This is a genomic window from Nocardia sp. NPDC004123, from assembly GCF_053603795.1.
Genome location: NZ_JBSGGG010000005.1, coordinates 193,809 through 210,780, shown reverse-complemented (window position 1 = coordinate 210,780; position 16,972 = coordinate 193,809). Strand labels below are relative to the sequence as shown.

Below are 16,972 nucleotides of genomic sequence, written 5' to 3'. Positions count from 1 at the left end.
GAGATGGCGAACTACACCGCCGCCGATGTGAAGCGGCTCCGCGAGCTCACCGGCTCCGGCATGATGGACTGCAAGAAGGCGCTCGAGGAGAACGCGGGCGACTTCGACAAGGCCGTCGAGTTCCTGCGTATCAAGGGCGCCAAGGATGTCGGCAAGCGCGCTGAGCGCGCCACCGCCGAGGGCCTGGTCGTCGCGCAGGACGGCGTCCTGATCGAGATCAACTCCGAGACCGACTTCGTGGCCAAGAACCAGGAGTTCCAGGACGTCGCGAACGCCATCGTGGCCGCCGCCGCGAAGGCCCGCCCGGCCGACCTGGACGCCCTGAAGGCCGTTGAGGTCGACGGCAAGACCGCCGACCAGGTGCTGCAGGAGCTGGCCGCCAAGATCGGCGAGAAGCTCGAGCTGCGCCGCGTCGCCACCTTCGACGGCACCACCACCGTCTACCTGCACAAGCGCGCCACCGACCTGCCGCCCGCCGTCGGCGTTCTGGTCGAGTACACCGGCACCGACGCCGACGCCGACGCCGCCCGTGCGGCCGGCATGCAGGTCGCGGCCCTCAAGGCCAAGTACCTGACCCGCGAGGACGTCCCGGCCGAGCTCGTCGCCAAGGAGCGCGAGATCGCCGAGGCGACCGCCAAGGAGGAGGGCAAGCCGGAGGCCGCCCTGCCGAAGATCGTCGAGGGTCGCGTCAACGGCTACTACAAGGACGTCGTCCTGCTGGAGCAGGCGTCGGTCACCGATTCCAAGAAGACCGTCAAGCAGCAGCTGGACGACGCCGGTGTCACCATCACCCGCTTCGCCCGCTTCGAGGTCGGTCAGGCCTGATCGCCTGAAGCATCGAAAAGGCCCCTCGCTCATCGGTTTCCGATGAGCGAGGGGCCTTCTCGTATCCACGGCGCTACGACACAATCGAGCGCTCCCGGTTTCCTGGGCACTGTTTCCGCCGGGGGCCGGGCGTCAGGTGGGTCGGTTCTGTAGTGCCGTCAGCTGGTGGATGTCGTGCTTCAGCCGTAGCTCGGAGATAGCCTCCGTGGTTGCGGAACCGGACAGTAGCAGGTCGCTCAGCTCGGCGAGGTACTTCTCGTGCCCGGCCGGCGTGACCATGAAAAGCATTCTGGCGGTGGTGGTTCCGGGATTGTGGAAGGCGTGGGGGCAGCCCGCGGGTACGTACATGAAGCTGCCCGGGCCGCCGCGGTAGACGGGCGTGCCGTCGGCGGCCTGCCAGGTGAGCCAGTCGCCCACGGCCTCGGCCTCGGGGTGGAAGGCCAGCAGGTCGAGTTCGCCCTCGGCGATGTAGAAGATCTCCTCGGCGTGCCCGTGCCAGTGCGCGCCGACGTCGAAACCGGGCGGAACCTCGGCCTCGAAGGCGGACCAGGCTCGGGAGTGGTCGGCCCCGACCTTGAGCGTCATGGTGGGCTGCACCTTCTCGCCTACGCCGGGTGGCAGCAGCAGTCCGTCGGCGGCCAGTAGTCCGTCGGTCATGGTGTGCTCCTTACAGGGTCCAGTCGGTGGCGGTCGGCCAGGCGTCGAGGGTCAACAGATCGGGGAGAGCCGCGCGCAGGGCGGGCACGTCGATGGCCGGGGCGGGAGTTGAAGAAGGCGAACATCTTTCCCATCGATGCCGGAGCCCGCTCCGACCCCGTGCAGCGAGCTGTAGACCAGGTGCGCGACGCCGACTTTGGCGGCCAGGTCCGCGCTCATCTCCAGCTCCCGTCGCGTCGATCTCGATTCGACGATAGGAAGCCGCGTGCGCGCCTGTCCTGGTGGCGATAATGCTAGGCAGGCCTCTGTACAGGGGGACGGCCGAATGGTAAGCGGCAAAGGCACTTCCGGCTCGCATCACGTCTCCGCCCGGCACGCGCAGCTGGGCGAGTTCCTGCGGGCGCAGCGGGCGCGGTTGCAGCCGGGGGACGTGGGCCTGGTGCCGTACGGCGATCCCGCGCGGCGGCGTACGCCCGGATTGCGGCGGGAGGAGGTCGCCGAGCTGTCGGGGGTGGGGGTGACCTGGTACACCTGGCTGGAGCAGGGGCGTGAGGTGGCGGCCAGCCGGCAGGTCATCGATGCCCTGGCCCGCACTCTCCGGCTGGATCTCGATCAGCATCGTCACCTGCGGTTTCTGGCCGGCCTCGCGGAGCCGGAGGACGCCGAGCCCGAGGCCGACCGGTCTCGGCTGCAGCGCCTGGTGGACGCGGTCATGCCCAGTCCGGCCAGCGTGTACGACGCCGGATTCGACTATCTGGTCTGGAATCGGGCCTATGTGCTGGTTCGCGACGATCCGCTCGCCCTGCCGCCGGAACGCCGCAATCTGCTCTGGATGATGTTCACCGAGAACGCGAATCGCATGCGCATGGCGCATTGGGAGCGTGCGGCGCGCGCGGTGGTCAGTCAGGTGCGCGATGCCGTGGGCCGTCGCCCCGACGATCCCCGGCTGGCCGCTTTGGTGGCGGAATTGTCCGTTGTGAGCCCGGACTTCCGGCGCTGGTGGTCGGAGTATCCGGTGCGCCGATTCCGGCCCGCCACCATTACCGTGCGTCATCCGCGGGCCGGGCCGATCGAACTCGAAGTATTCCAATTGCGCCCGGTCGAGTACCCGAACCTGCTGATGGTGGTGCAGGCCCCGGCAACGCCGGTCGCCGCCGGGCGAATCGCCGCGGTCCTGGCAGCCGGGCAAATCGGGTAAATGTCACGAATCGGTAGGCCGTATCGAGGGTCGGGTCACGCTCGCCACCGGTCGTGAGGCAGGATGGATGGAGCTTTCAAGCCGTCCCGTGCAATCTATCGGCCGGGATGGTCTTTTCATGTGCGTGCGCACGCTCGACCGCCGAGACAAGGAGACCGATGACGGACCCGGATACCGCCCCCGATCGCAAGGGCTACCGCCGAGTGCTCCTCAAGCTCGGTGGCGAGATGTTCGGCGGTGGTCGGGTGGGTCTCGATCCCGATGTGGTGCAGGCGGTCGCGGAGCAGATCGCCGAGGTCGTCGAGACCGGTGTCCAGGTGGCGGTCGTCATCGGCGGCGGCAACTTCTTCCGTGGCGCCGAGCTCGAGGAGCGCGGCATGGAGCGGGCCCGCTCGGACTACATGGGCATGCTCGGTACCGTCATGAATTCCCTTGCGCTGCAGGACTTCCTGCAGAAGCAGGGCATCGACACCCGGGTGCAGACCGCCATCACCATGGGTCAGGTCGCCGAGCCGTACCTGCCGCTGCGCGCCAAGCGGCACCTGGAGAAGGGCCGCGTCGTGATCTTCGGCGCGGGCATGGGCATGCCCTACTTCTCCACCGACACCACCGCCGCCCAGCGCGCGCTGGAGATCGGTGCCGAGGTGGTCCTGATGGCCAAGGCCGTGGACGGCGTCTTCACCGCGGATCCGCGGGAGGACCCCGACGCCACCATGTTCACCGAGATCACCCACAAGGAGGCGTTGGAACGCGGCCTGAAGGTCGCCGATGCCACCGCTTTCAGCCTGTGTATGGACAACCAGATGCCCATGCTGGTGTTCAATCTGTTGACCAAGGGAAATATCGCCCGTGCGGTCGCCGGTGAGAAGATCGGCACGCTGGTCCGGTCATGACCGAGACAAGAACGATGACGCAGTGGAGGAATCGCCGTGATTGAAGAAGCGCTCTTCGACGCCGAGGAAAAAATGGAGAAGGCCGTCTCGGTGGTGAAGGACGATCTGGGCTCCATTCGGACCGGGCGCGCGAATCCCAGCATGTTCTCGCGAGTAGTGGTCGACTACTACGGTTCGCCGACGCCGATCACCCAGATGGCCTCCATCACGGTGCCCGAGCCGCGCATGCTCGTCATCAAGCCCTACGAGCAGTCCCAGCTGCAGCCGATCGAGACCGCGATCCGCAACTCGGACCTCGGGGTGAACCCGACCAACAATGGCGACATCATTCGCGTCAGCGTCCCGCAGCTGACCGAGGAGCGCCGCCGGGAAATGGTCAAGCAGGCCAAGTCCAAGGGCGAGGACGCCAAGATCTCGATCCGCAATGTCCGTCGCAAGGCGATGGACGAGCTCGGCCGCATCCAGAAGGACGGCGAGGCCGGCGAGGACGAGGTCGGCCGCGCCGAGAAGGAACTCGACAAGACCACGCAGAAGTACGTCGCGCACGTCGACGAACTGGTGAAGCACAAGGAAGCTGAGCTGCTCGAGGTCTAGGACGGCCGACGCCGGCCGGGGGTAGGGACGAACGGACGACAAGTGAGCGACGGGACAATCGTGGCCGAAGAGACTGCCGCCACCGGCGAGATGCCGGAGGACGCCGCCACACCGCCGGCGGCGGGCGCGGAGTCGGCAGGGCCGGGAAATGACGAGGGGAAGCCGCCCGCGTCGAAGGCGGGCCGCAACCTGCCGGCGGCGCTGGCGGTCGGATTCGGGCTGGGGTTGTCCCTCATCGCGATTCTGCTGTGGGCGCCCAAGGTGCTGATCGGCGTGATCGCGGTGGCGATCGCGGTGGCCACCTGGGAGGTGGCCAAGCGGCTGCGCGAGGCCGATGTGCTGGTGCCCCGGATTCCGCTGCTGGTCGGCGGGCAGGCGGTGGTGTGGCTGGCCTGGCCGTCCGGGCCGCAGGGGGTGCTGGGCGCCTTCGGCGCGACCGCGCTGACGATCATGGTGTGGCGGCTGTTCGACCACGGCCTGCGGGCCACGCCGCGAAACTACCTGCGCGACACCGCCATCGCGGTGTTCGTGCTGGCCTGGATTCCGCTGCTGGCGGCCTTCGCGGTGCTGATGCTGCAGGAGGACAAGGGCAACCTGAGGGTGCTCACCTTCATGATCCTGGTGGTCTGCTCGGACGTGGGCGGCTATGTGGCCGGTGTGCTGTTCGGCAAGCACCCGATGGTGCCGCATATCAGCCCGAAGAAGTCCTGGGAGGGCTTCGGTGGATCGCTGGTGTTCTGCGTGATCGGCGGCCTGCTCACGGTGACGCTGCTGCTGCAGGCGAACTCGATGATCGGCGTGCTGCTCGGCGTGGGTCTGGTGCTGGTGGCGACCAGCGGGGACCTGATCGAATCGCAGGTCAAGCGGGAGCTCGGCATCAAGGACATGGGCACGCTGCTGCCCGGCCACGGCGGGATCATGGATCGTCTGGATTCCATGCTGCCCTCGGCCTTCGTGGCCTGGCTGGTGCTCACCGCGCTGCTCTGACGCGTTGAAACGGTTGCCGCTCAGAATGTTTCGGTGGTTCAATGCAGGGGCGCTGACGCGGCAGCGGTGACGAGGGGGCGACCATGGGCGATATCAAGCAGATCGAACTGCCCGACGGCACGATCATCCATGCCCGGGTCGTCTCCGATGAGGACGAGCAGGCCGGTGGTGACGCCGGCCTCGGCGACTACTTCAAACTCGAGAAGTTCGGCGACACCGTCAAGGGTGTGGCCGCTTCGGTGCGCCAGAGCGTTTCCGGTCTGCGGGCCGACAAGGTCTCGGTCGAATTCGGGCTGGAGCTGTCCGTCGATGCCCATGGGGTGATGGCCGTGCTGGCCTCCGGCGGTGCGAAGGCGTCGGTGAAGATCAAGCTCGACTGGGAGCTGGACGCGCGCGATGCGGGGGACCAGGCGGCAGGGTGATGCCGGGTGCCAGATGACACAGCCGAACTGCTGAAAGGCGCGACCGCCGAGGTGGTTCCGGTGCCGCGACGGCGGGATGGGAAGTCGCTCGGCACGGCGTTCCGGGTGGCTCCCGGCTTCGCGATCACCGCCGCGCATGTGGCTCGCACCGAGGGGGCGCGGGTCGAGCTCCGCTTCACCGGTGGGACCTGCGCGGCCGAGGTCGTGGTCGCGCACCCGTCTCCACCGGACAGCACTCGCTGGGACTTCGACGATATCGCCGTGCTGCGCATCCTCGAGCCCGACGAGGTGCGGGCCGTCCCCTGCGTGCTCATGGCCGAACCGGTGCCGGAGCCCGGGGACAAGCTGCTCATCTGCGCCTACAACCCTGGCTATGTTGCGGACTTCGTCGAGAACTATCGCGATTGCGTTGTGCGGGAACCGCATCCGCCGAAGTTCTGCACCATCGACGGGACTCGTGCGGTGATCCAGGGCATGTCGGGCGGACCGGTGTGGTCGGTCCGGCACGGCGGGGTGTTCGGATTGGTGAAGGGGAGCGAGAACTACAACGCACCCCAGGGCGGCGCGGTGGCCCTGCTGCTGGACGGCCTGCGGCGGCTGTGCCCGCCGGAGCTCTATCAGGAGATCATCACCTCGCACGACCGGTATCACAGTGCGAATCAGCTGTGGTCGGACCGGTTGTCCGGTCGTTCCGCGGCGCTGCGCCGCTGGATGATCGATCTGCACGGCCTGCTCGCGCAGATTCCGGCGGGCCCCGGCCGGCTGGCCCCCGAGGAGTTGGTCAGCCACCTCTTCCGCGACTTCGTGCGGCCGCGGGAGGTGAATCGCCTTGCGACACTGCGCGATCTGGTCGAATTCCTGGGCACCGAGTTCCCGCGGCCCAATGAGGCCCTGGCCCGCTTCTGCATCCTGGTCTCCCGGCTGCTGCCGGGACTCGACAAGGCCGTTCTCGAAGGACTGCAGCGCATCAAGGGGCGCATACTCACGCCCGCGGCACTCGAGGCGCTGGAACAGTATCTGGTGGCGCAGCTGCCCGAGGCCGCGGTGCGCACGACGCTTTTCGGCGTGATTCAGCCGAGCGAAGAGCCGAAGGTCGAGGGGCGGCCCGCATCCTTTCGCTACGAGGTGCACCAGAGATTCGACGACCAGGAAATCCTGCAGATCGAGGACGAACAATCCGATGAGCCGGGCGAATACGATCTGGTCAAAAAGGAATTGAAGTCGGCGCTCGATCGCCAGTTGAGCAAAACCCGGGCAGCGACGCACGGGGTCGAAATCGTCGTCGCGCTGCCGGATGAATTTCTCACCGAGGAACCGCTGTATGAATGGCGGCGCCCGGATGCGCGTCCGTTCAGCAAATACGTGATGCGATTGCGCCGCAGTTCTACCTGGGAAAAGGACGACGAGAAGATCGTCGAAGTCGAGGAGCGTTATCGGCGGCTGCTGCGGCAGGCGTCCGACGGGGTGGTCTGGATCTGCTGCGCCGACCCGCGCGCCCTGGATCTGGGTCTGCTGCAGGAACTGTTCGTCTACGACGAGGACGATCTGGAGCCGCACGACAGTCTCGCGATCACCGAACCGCCGACCGCGCACGCCCTGGAGGCGTCCCGGAGCAACGCCCTGCCGGTGACGGTCTGGCGCACCGAACGCTGCCCCGATCACCCGGTGGGGGGCGCGCCGTGCGGCGGGTTCCGATTCCACGCGAAGCTGACCGCCTGGCTGCAGAGCGAACCGCCGGCGGACTGGCACGCCGCGGTGTGGCGCGAACAGCGCCGGCCGCAGCCCTCGGCTCAGCGAGATCAGTTCTGGCGCAAGATCGTTTTCCTGTTCGACAAGCCGGGGGAGAGCCGTCGCCGGCCGCCGCTGGCGGGTCCGCGGATGGCATGAGGGAGTGGGGATGACAGCACCCAATTGGCATGTGTTCCATGGTTCGGGGGAGCCGCGGCCCGACGGCTGGGATGCCGTGCCGCCGCCCATGCTCGCGCGCACCTTCACCGGCGCGCCGCTGGTGCCGCCGCCCCGGGAGCGGGCGGATCAGCCCGATCAGATCCGGCGCAAGCTCGGCGCGGGCGACATCGGCGCGCACCAGTTGCGGCCCGACGATCTGGATGTCATCAATGCCGCGCTGTTGTGCCGCAGACCGTTGCTGGTCACGGGCGCACCGGGATTGGGGAAATCCGCGCTGGCCTATCTCGTCGCCCGCGAGCTGGCGCTCGGGCCGGTGCTGACCTGGCCGATCACCAGTCGCAGCACGCTACGCGAGGGGCTCTACCACTACGATGCCCTGCGGCGATTCGAGGAGGCGCAGCTGCCGGGCACGGGGCGGGTGGAGCTGGCCGACTACATCACGCTCGGACCGCTGGGCACCGCGCTGCTGCCGTACCGGCGGCCGCGGGTGCTGCTGATCGACGAAATCGACAAGGCCGATGTCGATCTGCCCAACGACCTGCTGCACGTGTTCGAGAACGGCGAGTACCAGATCGACGAATTGCGCCGAATTCGGGCGCAGCGCGGGACAGTTGACGTTTTCACCCACGAGGGCCGGGAACAAGTCTCGATTTCCGAGGGTTTCGTGCAGTGCAACGCATTCCCGATCGTGATCTTGACGAGCAATGGGGAGCGCGAATTCCCGCCGGCCTTCCTGCGTCGCTGCCTGCAACTCCAGTTGGCGAAACCCGAACGCGCGCAATTGGAGCGCGTGGTCGCCGCGCATCTGGGAGACTCGGTGGTGCGGGAATATGACGAGATTATCGAGACTTTCATCAGACGACGGGATGATCTGGGAACACTACCGACCGATCGGCTTTTGATCGCTCTGCATGTTCTCACCCGGGCCGCCGGCGACGATCTGAACCAGGAGGGACGGAAACGGCTGGCGGAGCGTCTGATGCAGCCGACGGAGAGCGGGGGCTGAGGTGGGAAGCCTGTCCGAACTGCTGGAGGCTCTGCGCGGGCTGGAGATGGACCCCGACCAGGTCGCCGAGGCGCTCTGGCTCGCCAAGCACATCGAGGATCAGCCCGCGGCCGCGACACCGTCGCTATTGCCGGCGGCCGAAGTACCTGAGTCCGAGCCCATCTCGCCGATTGCGGCCCTGTCGCCGCCGGACCTGCCGGTGGCGCCCCGGGCCGCGCCCGCCGCGCCACCCGGCCGCACCTACGGCTGGCCCTTCCGCGCGGAGATCGAGGTCTCCGCACCCGCACCGCTGGATTCGGAACTGCGGCTGCTGGGCGAATTCCGCCCGCTCGGACAACGACTCCCGGATCCCGACCAGCGCGAGTTCGACGAGGAAGCGACGGTGCAGCGCAGCGCGAGCACGGGCGTGGCCTGGCCGGTCACCCGCCCGGCGCTGGTGCGCCGGCGCGAGGCCGCGCTGGTGTTCGACCGGCATCCGTCCATGGTCGCCTGGGGCGGCCTGGCCCGCGCGGTGCGAGAGATGGTGGAGAAGGTCGGTTTTCGCCAGGTGCGGGTCTGGTACCTGGACGAGGACGCCGCGGGCGCGCTCCGATTGGCCACGGGCGCACGGGAACCCGCGGACCGGGCGCTGTCGGAGCTCTACGACGCCTCGGGCAGCCGGGTGATCATGGTCTTCAGCGCCTGCCTGGGTGACGCGTGGCAGTGGGGCACGGCCGCTGCCGAACTGCAGCAGCTGGCCAAGGTGTCCCCGGTGGCGGTCATCCAGCCGCTGCCCAGCAGCATCTGGAGTAGGACCGGTCTGAACTGGGAGCAGGGCCGAATAACTCCGGTGATCCCCAACTGTCCCTCGCCGCTGCGCGTGGTCGCGCCGGCGGGTTCCGGCCCGATGCCCGTCCCGGTGCTGGAGATGACGCCGGGCTGGATCGCGCCCTGGACCGACCTGCTCACCGGCCGCCGCCGGGCCGCCGGCTTCCCGCTGCTGAGCCGACCGGCGAGCGACCCGGACCGCTCGCGCACGCTCGCCGCCCGGCAGAACGCCGAACTCGGGGATCGTCCGCTGGAACGGGTGCGCCGCTTCCGTTCGGCCTCCTCACCGGACGCCTTCCGCCTGGCCGCCAGCCTGGCGCAGGTGCCGCTGCTGCTGCCGATCATGCGGCTGGTGCAGCGGGCTGTGCTGCCCGGCACCCGGGCGAGCGTGCTGGCCGAGGTGCTGGCGGGCGGCCTGATCGAGGAAGCCACCGAGACCTCCGCGCCGCCCTACACCATTCCCGAGGACAGCCGCGTGTTCGTCTTCCGGCAGGAGGTCGCGGCCATCCTGCGGGACGCCCTGCCGCGCAGCGAGGCGACCGGGGTGCTGAATGCCGTCTCGCAATTCATCGAGACGCATTACGACGTGCCCGGAAAGGTCTTCCGGGCCACCGTTTCCGAGCCCTCCTCCGGCGGTGGCGCGCCTTTCGCCTATCTGTCACCGGAAACCCTGCGGCGCATTGCCCCGAGCTTTCCCGATCCGCCGAGCGAACCGCCCGACGAGGACGACCGCCGCCGCTATGACGCGGTGCTCGGTGATGCCGTGGCAACGGTCGCGCTGGATGATCCGGATCTCGCGCTCACGCGGTGCCGGTACGCGCTGGCGTCGGTCCCGATGGGATATGCGCCGCGAATCACGGTGCTACACAGCATGGCAATGCTCTTGCGCGTCCGCTGGGAGCGTTTCGGCGACACCTCGGATCTGGACGAGGCGATCGCGGTGGCGAAAACCGCGCTCACCGAAATGCCCGACGCGGAGGACGATCCGGAATTCGTGGCCGAACTCGGCGGGTTGCTGTTCCGGCGGTATTCCGCGGTCGGCGGGGTGGACTTCCTGATCGATTCCACCCGGGTGCTCCGCATCGTGGCGGAGGCCGTGGACCCGTACGGCCTACTCGGTGTCCAGGTTTCCGAACAACTCGGTGACGCCTTGGTGCTGCGCTGTGAGGTGGCCGCCGAACCGCTGTACGCATGGGAGGCGATCGATCGATACCGGGTGGCCGTCGAGGGCGCCGACGAGTCGCGCGGGCCGGTGCTGTTGCTCAAACTGGCGCGCGCACGGCTGGATGTCGTGGTGCTGTCCGCGTATCCGGACCCCGCGGTGGCGGAGCAGCTGCTCGAAGACTTCCGTTATGCCGCACCAGAATTGACGAACGCCGGGACCGAACTGAACCAGGCGACGCACGAATTCGTGCGGCGGGTGGAGTCGGGCGCGGCCACCGGGCGGTTGGAAGCCACCTTGATGTACCGACTGACCGGGATTGTACGGGCGGCCCTGCCGGAGCTGATGGACTCGGCAGCCGAGCCCGGATCGGCACTGTCGGCAGTGCGGGCACTGCTGGAACTGGCACCGCCGGAAGCGGAGTCCAGCGGTCGATGACGGAGGTCGGCGCCCGACGGCGATCACACTGGGGCATTCGCATCGCGGCGCTGCTGATGGTGGCGGTGGCGGCCGGGCTCGGCGCGGTCGCGCTGCGCGGGGCGCTCGAATTCGCCACCCCGCGGCTGCTGGGCGCGGTCCTCGCGTTGCATCCTGTCGAGGGTGGGCTGTGGGAGCCGACGCAGGTCCTCGCCCATGACCGCCGAGTGGCTCTGCTGCCCGTCATGGTCGCGGCCGGAATGACACTGGCCGTGCTGATTTCGCGGTGCAACGGAACCTCGGTCGATCGCACCGACCGGACCCCGGTCGATCGCACCGACCGGACCCCGGTCAATGGCACCGACCGGACCCCGGTCAATGGCACCGACCGGACCCCGGTCAATGGCACCGATGGTGTGATCGCCGCGATCAACGGGCGGGATCTGGCAGGTCTGGATACCCGTGGCGCGGTGGTGAAGCTGGCCGGGACCACCGTCACGCTGGGCGCGGGCGGGTCCGGCGGGACCGAGGGGCCGGTGGTGCAGGTGTCGGCATCGCTGGCAGCGGTGGTGGCGCGGCGGCTGCGATTATCGGAGGGGGAGAGCGGGCTGCTCGTGGCGGCCGCGATGGGGGCGGGTGTCGCCGCGCTGTTCCAGGCGCCGATCGGGGGCGCTCTGCTGGCCGGGGAACTGTTGCGCAGGCGCGGAATCGATTGGACGGCACTGATTGTCGCGATCCCCGCCGCCTTCGTCGCCTTCGGCGTCTTCGTCTCGGTGTACGGCTATCGGCCGTTGTTCGGCACCGCGCAACTCGGTGGTGCCGGGAGCTGGACCTCCCTGGCCTTGCTGGCGGCCACCGGGCTGAGCTGCGGCCTGCTGGCCCGTGTGTACGTGTGGACCTTCGGGAGCACCGGGCGGGTGCTGGCTCCGCTGCGCCGGTGGCCGATAATTGCCGCAGCTGTGGGCGGCACGGCAGTGGGTGCCGTTGGCATCGTTGTTCCCATGACCCTCGGGACCGGCTACGGCTCGGTGGCCGCCGAACTGTCGGAGGTCCGGGTCGCGGCAATTCCCCTGTGGGTCTTGGCGATACTGCCGCTGGTCAAGATTGCCGCCACCGCCGTGACGTTGCAGTCGGGCGGCGTGGGCGGTGTGTTCGGACCGGCGATGGTGATCGGCGCTTCGGCCGGGGCGCTGTGCTGGCGGCTCGCGGTGGTCGCCGGCGCGCACCCGGGCCCGGTCGCGCTGTTCGCCCTGACCGGTCTGGCGGCCACCCTCGGTCCCGCGGTGCGCGCGCCCTGGGCCGCGCTCCTCCTCGCCACCGAGGCGAGCGGAAACCTGCTGCCGCCCCTCGGCATGCTCATCGCTGTCGCCGTGGCCTACCGGTGCGCGGGCGGCGCCACGCTGTTCCCGAGTCAGTTGAATGCTCAATTTCCCAGGCGCTACCGGCAATTGGAGGTTTCGGTTATGTTGAAATCAGCCGCCGGTGTCAACAGAAGGTGGGCGGATCGCATGTTCGGCGGGGTCTGGTCGCGACACCGGAAACGGTCGGATCCGCCCGGGGGAGGTTGTGCGATGGAGCCTGAGACGGCGCGTGGTGTTCCCGATTTGTCCGATATTTCGCTGGATGTGCTGGCTCGTTCCGACCGGCCGGATATCGGGCAGGCACTGCGGATCGCCTTGGCGCGCAGGGCATCCGCCGGGATAATCTTCGCGGGGCACAGCGCGGGTGGCGCATGAAACGGCACAGCGCGGGTGGCGCATGAAGGGGCGCAGCGCGGGTGGCGCATGACAGCGCGGCGGATCGGGTCATGAGGTCCCGATTGGGCTGCGGCACAGAGCAGCTGGCGACCCTGACGGTACCGGCGGACCAGATCGACGCCCTGGCACGGCTGTCCGACGAGCCGAGCACCCTGGGCCTGCTGCAGCGATCCCGGCTCAGCCGGAACCTGGCCTTCCTGGCCGCCATCGTCCGCGCACCCGTGGCCGATGACGCGGTGCGCACCGCATTCGGGCTGCTGGCCGAGATGCAGCGCAAGCACCCCGACGCGGTGCGGAATACCCTGCAGCACCCGCGATTCGGGGCCTGGGCCGCGGTGTGCGCCGCGGCGCTCACGGCCGGCGGGGCGGACCGGGGCGCCGATGCGGTGCCCGCCGCACACCTGGCCTCGTTCGCCGCGGCGGCCGCGATCCGGACGGGGACGCCGTTCGACCTGTGGTTGCCGGCGAGCGGGGACGCCGTCGTGGTGCCGGGACTGGGCTGCTGGACCGGCCCGGGCGCGGACCCGGCCCGGGTGCGTGCCACCGGTTCGACGACGCCACCCGAGATCGGACAGCCGTGGACGTCGGTGCGGCGGTTGGCCGCTCGCCTACCGGACGGTGTGGTCACCGTGGAGTTCGACGACCTGCCGCCGACACCCGCCGCCTGGCCGGACCTCGCGCCCGCCGATCCGCGGCATCGGTGGCAGCCCTGCCCGGAGTCCGAATTCGACGGCTGGCAGCGATTGTTCGAACCCGCGCTGGAGCTGCTCTGGCAGACCGTGCCCGAGCTGGCCGGACCGCTGTGCCGGGGCATGCGGGCGATCATGCCGTGGTCGCAGGGCTCGTCCAGCTTCGTCAGCTCCACGCTGGCCGACTCCTTCGGCGCGGCCGCCATGGTGCGGCCGCCGGACGAGCTGGCCGCCGCGACCGCACTGCTGCACGAATTCCAGCACTCGAAGCTGTGCGCGCTGATGGAGGTCGTGCCGCTCATCGCCGTCGAGGGCGCGGCCGATCTGCCCTCGCCGTGGCGGCGGGAGCCGCGGCCGGCCAGCGCTGTGCTGCACGGCATCTACGCGCATCTGGCGGTGGCGCGACTGCATGCGCGGGCGTCCCGGCAGGAGGGCTACCACGTCGACGGCGTCCTGGTGCGCGCGCAGACCCTCGACGCCTGCGACACCCTGCTGCACTCGGATCGGTTGACCCCGACCGGTCACCGCTTCGTCCAGCTCATGCGACACACCGCACTTCACGACGGCCGCACCGCGGCCACGAACCGGCGAACGGAGTAGCGACCCTTGGCATCGATTCCGCCGCAACCGATTCCGGCCGACCAGCCGATCGTGATTGTGCACGCGCCCGAGGACGCGGTCTGGGGGCTGTGGATTCAGCAGGTGTGCGCGGGCGTCGGCCTCGACGTCCGCACCCGGCGGCTGAACGGGACCGATTCCGCCGAGCCGGCCGGCACGGTGGTGCTGGTGGTCAGCGTGAACTTCATCCGGGCGGCCGGGTTCTCGCAGCAGGATTGGGCACGGCTGGCCGATCGGGCGGGCGTGCTCGCCGTCCTGGTCGGCGCCGCCGACGTACCCGCCGACTCGGACCGCATACCGGTGGTCAACCTCCGCGTGCTGCCCAGTGCGCAGCAGGCGCGGGCGCGAGTCCTGAACGCGCTCGGCCACACGGCGTCCGAGACCGTGCCGGAGACCCTGCGGCAGGCCGGCCGATTGCAGGTGCGCTACCCGCGGGAGCAGATGTACCCCGGGTATCAATCCATGACCATGCCCCAGTACCAGGCGGATTGGTTCTTCGGCCGCGAACAGGAGATGGAGGACATCCGCGCCCGGCTGGACGCCGAGAACGTCGTGGTGCTGACCGGCCGGCCCGGCAGCGGCAAGACCTGGCTGGCCGCCGCGTACGTGCACCGCTTCCGGTCACAATACGATCTGATCGCCTGGATCCCCGGTGAGAACGGCGCGGTGCTGCGCGCCGAGCTGGGCAAGCTGGCCGAGCCGCTCGGCCTGCCGGACTCGCTGCCGCGGGAGACCCTGCACCTGGATGTGGTGCAGGCGCTGCGGACCCTCGGCAAGCGCTACCTGATCATCTACGACAATGTGACGCCGGACCGGTACCGGGCCGCGGGCGAGCGGTTTCCCTTGCCGCGCAAGCCCGCACGCCTGTCCGAGGTGATCCCGTGGGACGGTCCCGGCCATGTGCTGCTGACGTCGAAGGCCCGCGATTGGGACGAGCCGCGGCCGATCACGGTGCCGCGCTTCTCGGAGCAGGAGGGCATCGACTTCCTGCAGCGGCACGTCCGGGCGCTCCCGGATGATCTGGCCAAGGGATTGAGCGCGGCCGTCGACGGCAGCCCGGTGCTGCTGAACGCGCTCGCGCACCGCGGGGCGGGCGGCGCCGACGTCATCGACGAGACCTTCGTGCGCTCGGTGGCCGACAAGCCGTTCCCGGTGCTGGCGGGCGGGTTGTACCGGCAGGCCGCGCTGATCTTCGGCGGCGTGGTGCAACCGCTGATCGGATCCCCGGTGGGCAGTGACGAATGGGCCGCCGGCCGGCTGCTGCAATTGCTCACCGCGTTCCAGGAGGGGCAGCCGATCCCGTTGGCGCTGTTGATCTCCCAGCTACCCGGGACCGAGCGGCGACCGGGACGCCGGCTGCCCGCGCCACTGCGGGACGCGCTGATCACCGAACACCGCCGCCGGAACGTGCTCACCCTCGCGACGCGGGATTCGGTGGCCGACGTCTGCCGCGATCCGTTCACCGATCGCGGCCAGGCGTTGAAGATCCACGCCGTGCCGTGGCACGGTATCCGGGACTATCTGAGCGCGCCCGTCGTCGAGGAGAACCGGCACGTCGTGCACGGCATGCTGTGCGATGCCGACCCGCAGCGCACGGATCTGCCCGCGCTCTGGCAGCGGTACCTGTGGCTGTGGCAGCAGCTCGATTGCTCCGAGGCGCTGACCTGCCGGCAGGTGGCGGATCCGCAGGGCACCTGTGCGCAGCTGCCCGCGCTGATCCAGCACGTGGTGGACGCGCTCGGTGTGCAGGGCGAATTGACCGCCGCCGCGGGGCTCGGCCTGCGGGCCGCGGAAAGCTACTCGGAGCTGCTGGGTCCCGACCACATCGGCGTGGTCCGCATCCGGGTCGTCACCGGAAATGCGCTGTGGCAGCTGGGCCGTTCGGCCGAGGCCCGCGATGTGGCGGCGGCTGCCCGGGCCGGTGTGGAACGGCAGCGCGAGCGGTATCCGGAGGAACACGTGTGGTCCAGCGATCTGCTGGCCGCCTGCATGCGCACGTCCGGGGACTGGGCCGGAGCGGTCGAGGTCAACGAGGAGTCGTTCCGGTGGGCGCGAGATCATCTGGGCGACAGTCATATCGAGACCATTCGCGCCGAGCACAACCTCGCCGTGGCCTACCGGATGGTCGGCCGCTTCGCCGATGCCATGGACGCCGATGTCGCGAACTACGACCGGTTCCGCAACGATCCGCTGCTGGCCTCCGAAGCGGTCCTGAAGTTGCACTGCGTCAACAATGTTGCGCGCAACCACCGCGAGCTGGGTGACGTCGAGGCGTCCGTGGTGCTGCAGGAGCAGGTGCTGCGGGATTTCGTCCAGCTGTTCGAGAATCCGCGGCAGCAGCACATTCTGCGGGCTCGCAAGAACCTCGCCGTGTCCTACCGCAAGTCCGGGCGGTACGCGCAGGCGCTGGAGATGCAGTGCGCGGTGCTGGCCGACCATGTCGAGGTGTACGGGGAGGAGCATCCCGAATCCGTCGCCGCCCGAACGAATGTCGCCAATGACTACCGGATGACCGGGGATCCCGGTGCGGCGCTGCGGTACGCGGCCGAGGCGTACCGGATCTGCCGGGCGGTGCGGCCGGATCATCCGTACACCGCCGCGTGCGCGGTCAACCACGCGGCGGCGCTGCGGACGCTCGGGCGGTACGACGAAGCGCTGCAGGCGGATCTGGAAGGGGTGCGGATCTTCCTGGACCGGCTGGGGCCCGATCATCCGTACACCCTCGCCGCCCAGACCGACGTGGCCTCGGATCTGGCCGGACTGGGACGCACGGCCGAGGCCGCCGAACTCGGGGCAGACACCCTGGCGCGGCTGCGGCGGGCGCGCGGCGGCTGGCATCCCTACACCCTGCAGTGCGCGCTCAACCTCAGCCTGGATTGGCGTGCGCTGGGCCGCATCGAGGCCGCTGACGACCTGGAACAGGACACCCTGGAGGCCTACGCGGCCACCCTCGGCCCCGATCATCCGGAATCGCGGGCGGCCGCCGCCCGGATCCGGGGCACCTGTGACGTGGAGCCGCCGCCCATGTGATC

At 69.4% G+C, this 16,972-nt stretch carries 13 protein-coding genes; 12 read left to right on the top strand and 1 reads right to left on the bottom strand.

The features are described from left to right. Positions 1-3: 3 nt before the first annotated feature. Positions 4-825, top strand: a complete 822-nt coding sequence (gene tsf, locus ACWEQQ_RS09095; RefSeq protein WP_452347845.1) for a translation elongation factor Ts — start codon at positions 4-6, stop codon at positions 823-825. A gap of 132 nt (positions 826-957) precedes the next feature. Here the strand turns inward: tsf and ACWEQQ_RS09090 are convergent, their stop codons facing one another. After that, a complete protein-coding gene (locus tag ACWEQQ_RS09090) occupies positions 958-1,482 on the bottom strand; it encodes a cupin domain-containing protein (protein ID WP_452347844.1) in 525 nt (174 codons plus the stop codon). 325 nt (positions 1,483-1,807) lie between these two features. Here ACWEQQ_RS09090 and ACWEQQ_RS09085 point away from each other — a divergent pair, with 325 nt between their 5' ends. From ACWEQQ_RS09085 to fxsT, 11 genes are all read left to right on the top strand, one after another. After that, positions 1,808-2,680: a helix-turn-helix transcriptional regulator gene (locus ACWEQQ_RS09085; protein ID WP_452347843.1), complete on the top strand. Its 873-nt coding sequence runs from the start codon at positions 1,808-1,810 to the stop codon at positions 2,678-2,680. A 158-nt stretch (positions 2,681-2,838) separates the two neighbouring features. Next, positions 2,839-3,573, top strand: coding sequence for a UMP kinase (gene pyrH / locus ACWEQQ_RS09080; RefSeq protein ID WP_040859803.1), 735 nt, complete (start codon positions 2,839-2,841; stop codon positions 3,571-3,573). A 36-nt stretch (positions 3,574-3,609) separates the two neighbouring features. Further along, complete coding sequence (frr, locus tag ACWEQQ_RS09075) at positions 3,610-4,167, top strand: ribosome recycling factor (RefSeq protein ID WP_364613922.1); 558 nt, start codon at positions 3,610-3,612, stop codon at positions 4,165-4,167. A gap of 90 nt (positions 4,168-4,257) precedes the next feature. Further along, the gene (locus ACWEQQ_RS09070; RefSeq protein ID WP_354837972.1) at positions 4,258-5,154 is read left to right on the top strand and encodes a phosphatidate cytidylyltransferase; all 897 of its coding nucleotides are present in this window, start codon (positions 4,258-4,260) and stop codon (positions 5,152-5,154) included. Between the two features lie 83 nt (positions 5,155-5,237). Then, positions 5,238-5,576 (top strand): CU044_2847 family protein, encoded by a 339-nt coding sequence (locus ACWEQQ_RS09065; protein WP_452344345.1) that lies wholly within the window; start codon positions 5,238-5,240, stop codon positions 5,574-5,576. A gap of 6 nt (positions 5,577-5,582) precedes the next feature. Beyond that, positions 5,583-7,463 (top strand): trypsin-like serine peptidase, encoded by a 1,881-nt coding sequence (locus tag ACWEQQ_RS09060; RefSeq protein WP_452347842.1) that lies wholly within the window; start codon positions 5,583-5,585, stop codon positions 7,461-7,463. Positions 7,464-7,473: 10 nt separating this feature from the next. Beyond that, positions 7,474-8,490: an AAA family ATPase gene (locus tag ACWEQQ_RS09055; protein ID WP_452347841.1), complete on the top strand. Its 1,017-nt coding sequence runs from the start codon at positions 7,474-7,476 to the stop codon at positions 8,488-8,490. Position 8,491: 1 nt separating this feature from the next. Beyond that, on the top strand, positions 8,492-10,897 hold the full coding sequence (locus ACWEQQ_RS09050; protein WP_452347840.1) for an SAV_2336 N-terminal domain-related protein: 2,406 nt from the start codon (positions 8,492-8,494) through the stop codon (positions 10,895-10,897). Then, the gene (locus ACWEQQ_RS09045) at positions 10,894-12,612 is read left to right on the top strand and encodes a chloride channel protein (RefSeq protein ID WP_452347839.1); all 1,719 of its coding nucleotides are present in this window, start codon (positions 10,894-10,896) and stop codon (positions 12,610-12,612) included. Before ACWEQQ_RS09050 ends, ACWEQQ_RS09045 begins: the two co-directional genes overlap by 4 nt. 71 nt (positions 12,613-12,683) lie before the next feature. Next, on the top strand, positions 12,684-13,922 hold the full coding sequence (locus ACWEQQ_RS09040; protein ID WP_452347838.1) for an aKG-HExxH-type peptide beta-hydroxylase: 1,239 nt from the start codon (positions 12,684-12,686) through the stop codon (positions 13,920-13,922). A gap of 6 nt (positions 13,923-13,928) precedes the next feature. Next, complete coding sequence (gene fxsT / locus ACWEQQ_RS09035) at positions 13,929-16,970, top strand: FxSxx-COOH system tetratricopeptide repeat protein (protein ID WP_452347837.1); 3,042 nt, start codon at positions 13,929-13,931, stop codon at positions 16,968-16,970. Positions 16,971-16,972 lie beyond the last annotated feature (2 nt).

What these genes read in the sequence shown, in the direction of transcription:
- ACWEQQ_RS09085 (WP_452347843.1), top strand. Translation starts at nt 1,808, where the DNA reads ATGGTAAGCGGCAAAGGCACTTCCGGCTCGCATCACGTCTCCGCCCGG.
- ACWEQQ_RS09070 (WP_354837972.1), top strand. Translation starts at nt 4,258, where the DNA reads ATGCCGGAGGACGCCGCCACACCGCCGGCGGCGGGCGCGGAGTCGGCA.
- tsf (WP_452347845.1), top strand. Translation starts at nt 4, where the DNA reads ATGGCGAACTACACCGCCGCCGATGTGAAGCGGCTCCGCGAGCTCACC.
- ACWEQQ_RS09040 (WP_452347838.1), top strand. Translation starts at nt 12,684, where the DNA reads ATGAGGTCCCGATTGGGCTGCGGCACAGAGCAGCTGGCGACCCTGACG.
- ACWEQQ_RS09055 (WP_452347841.1), top strand. Translation starts at nt 7,474, where the DNA reads ATGACAGCACCCAATTGGCATGTGTTCCATGGTTCGGGGGAGCCGCGG.
- ACWEQQ_RS09090 (WP_452347844.1), bottom strand. Translation starts at nt 1,482, where the DNA reads ATGACCGACGGACTACTGGCCGCCGACGGACTGCTGCTGCCACCCGGC.
- ACWEQQ_RS09045 (WP_452347839.1), top strand. Translation starts at nt 10,894, where the DNA reads ATGACGGAGGTCGGCGCCCGACGGCGATCACACTGGGGCATTCGCATC.
- pyrH (WP_040859803.1), top strand. Translation starts at nt 2,839, where the DNA reads ATGACGGACCCGGATACCGCCCCCGATCGCAAGGGCTACCGCCGAGTG.
- ACWEQQ_RS09065 (WP_452344345.1), top strand. Translation starts at nt 5,238, where the DNA reads ATGGGCGATATCAAGCAGATCGAACTGCCCGACGGCACGATCATCCAT.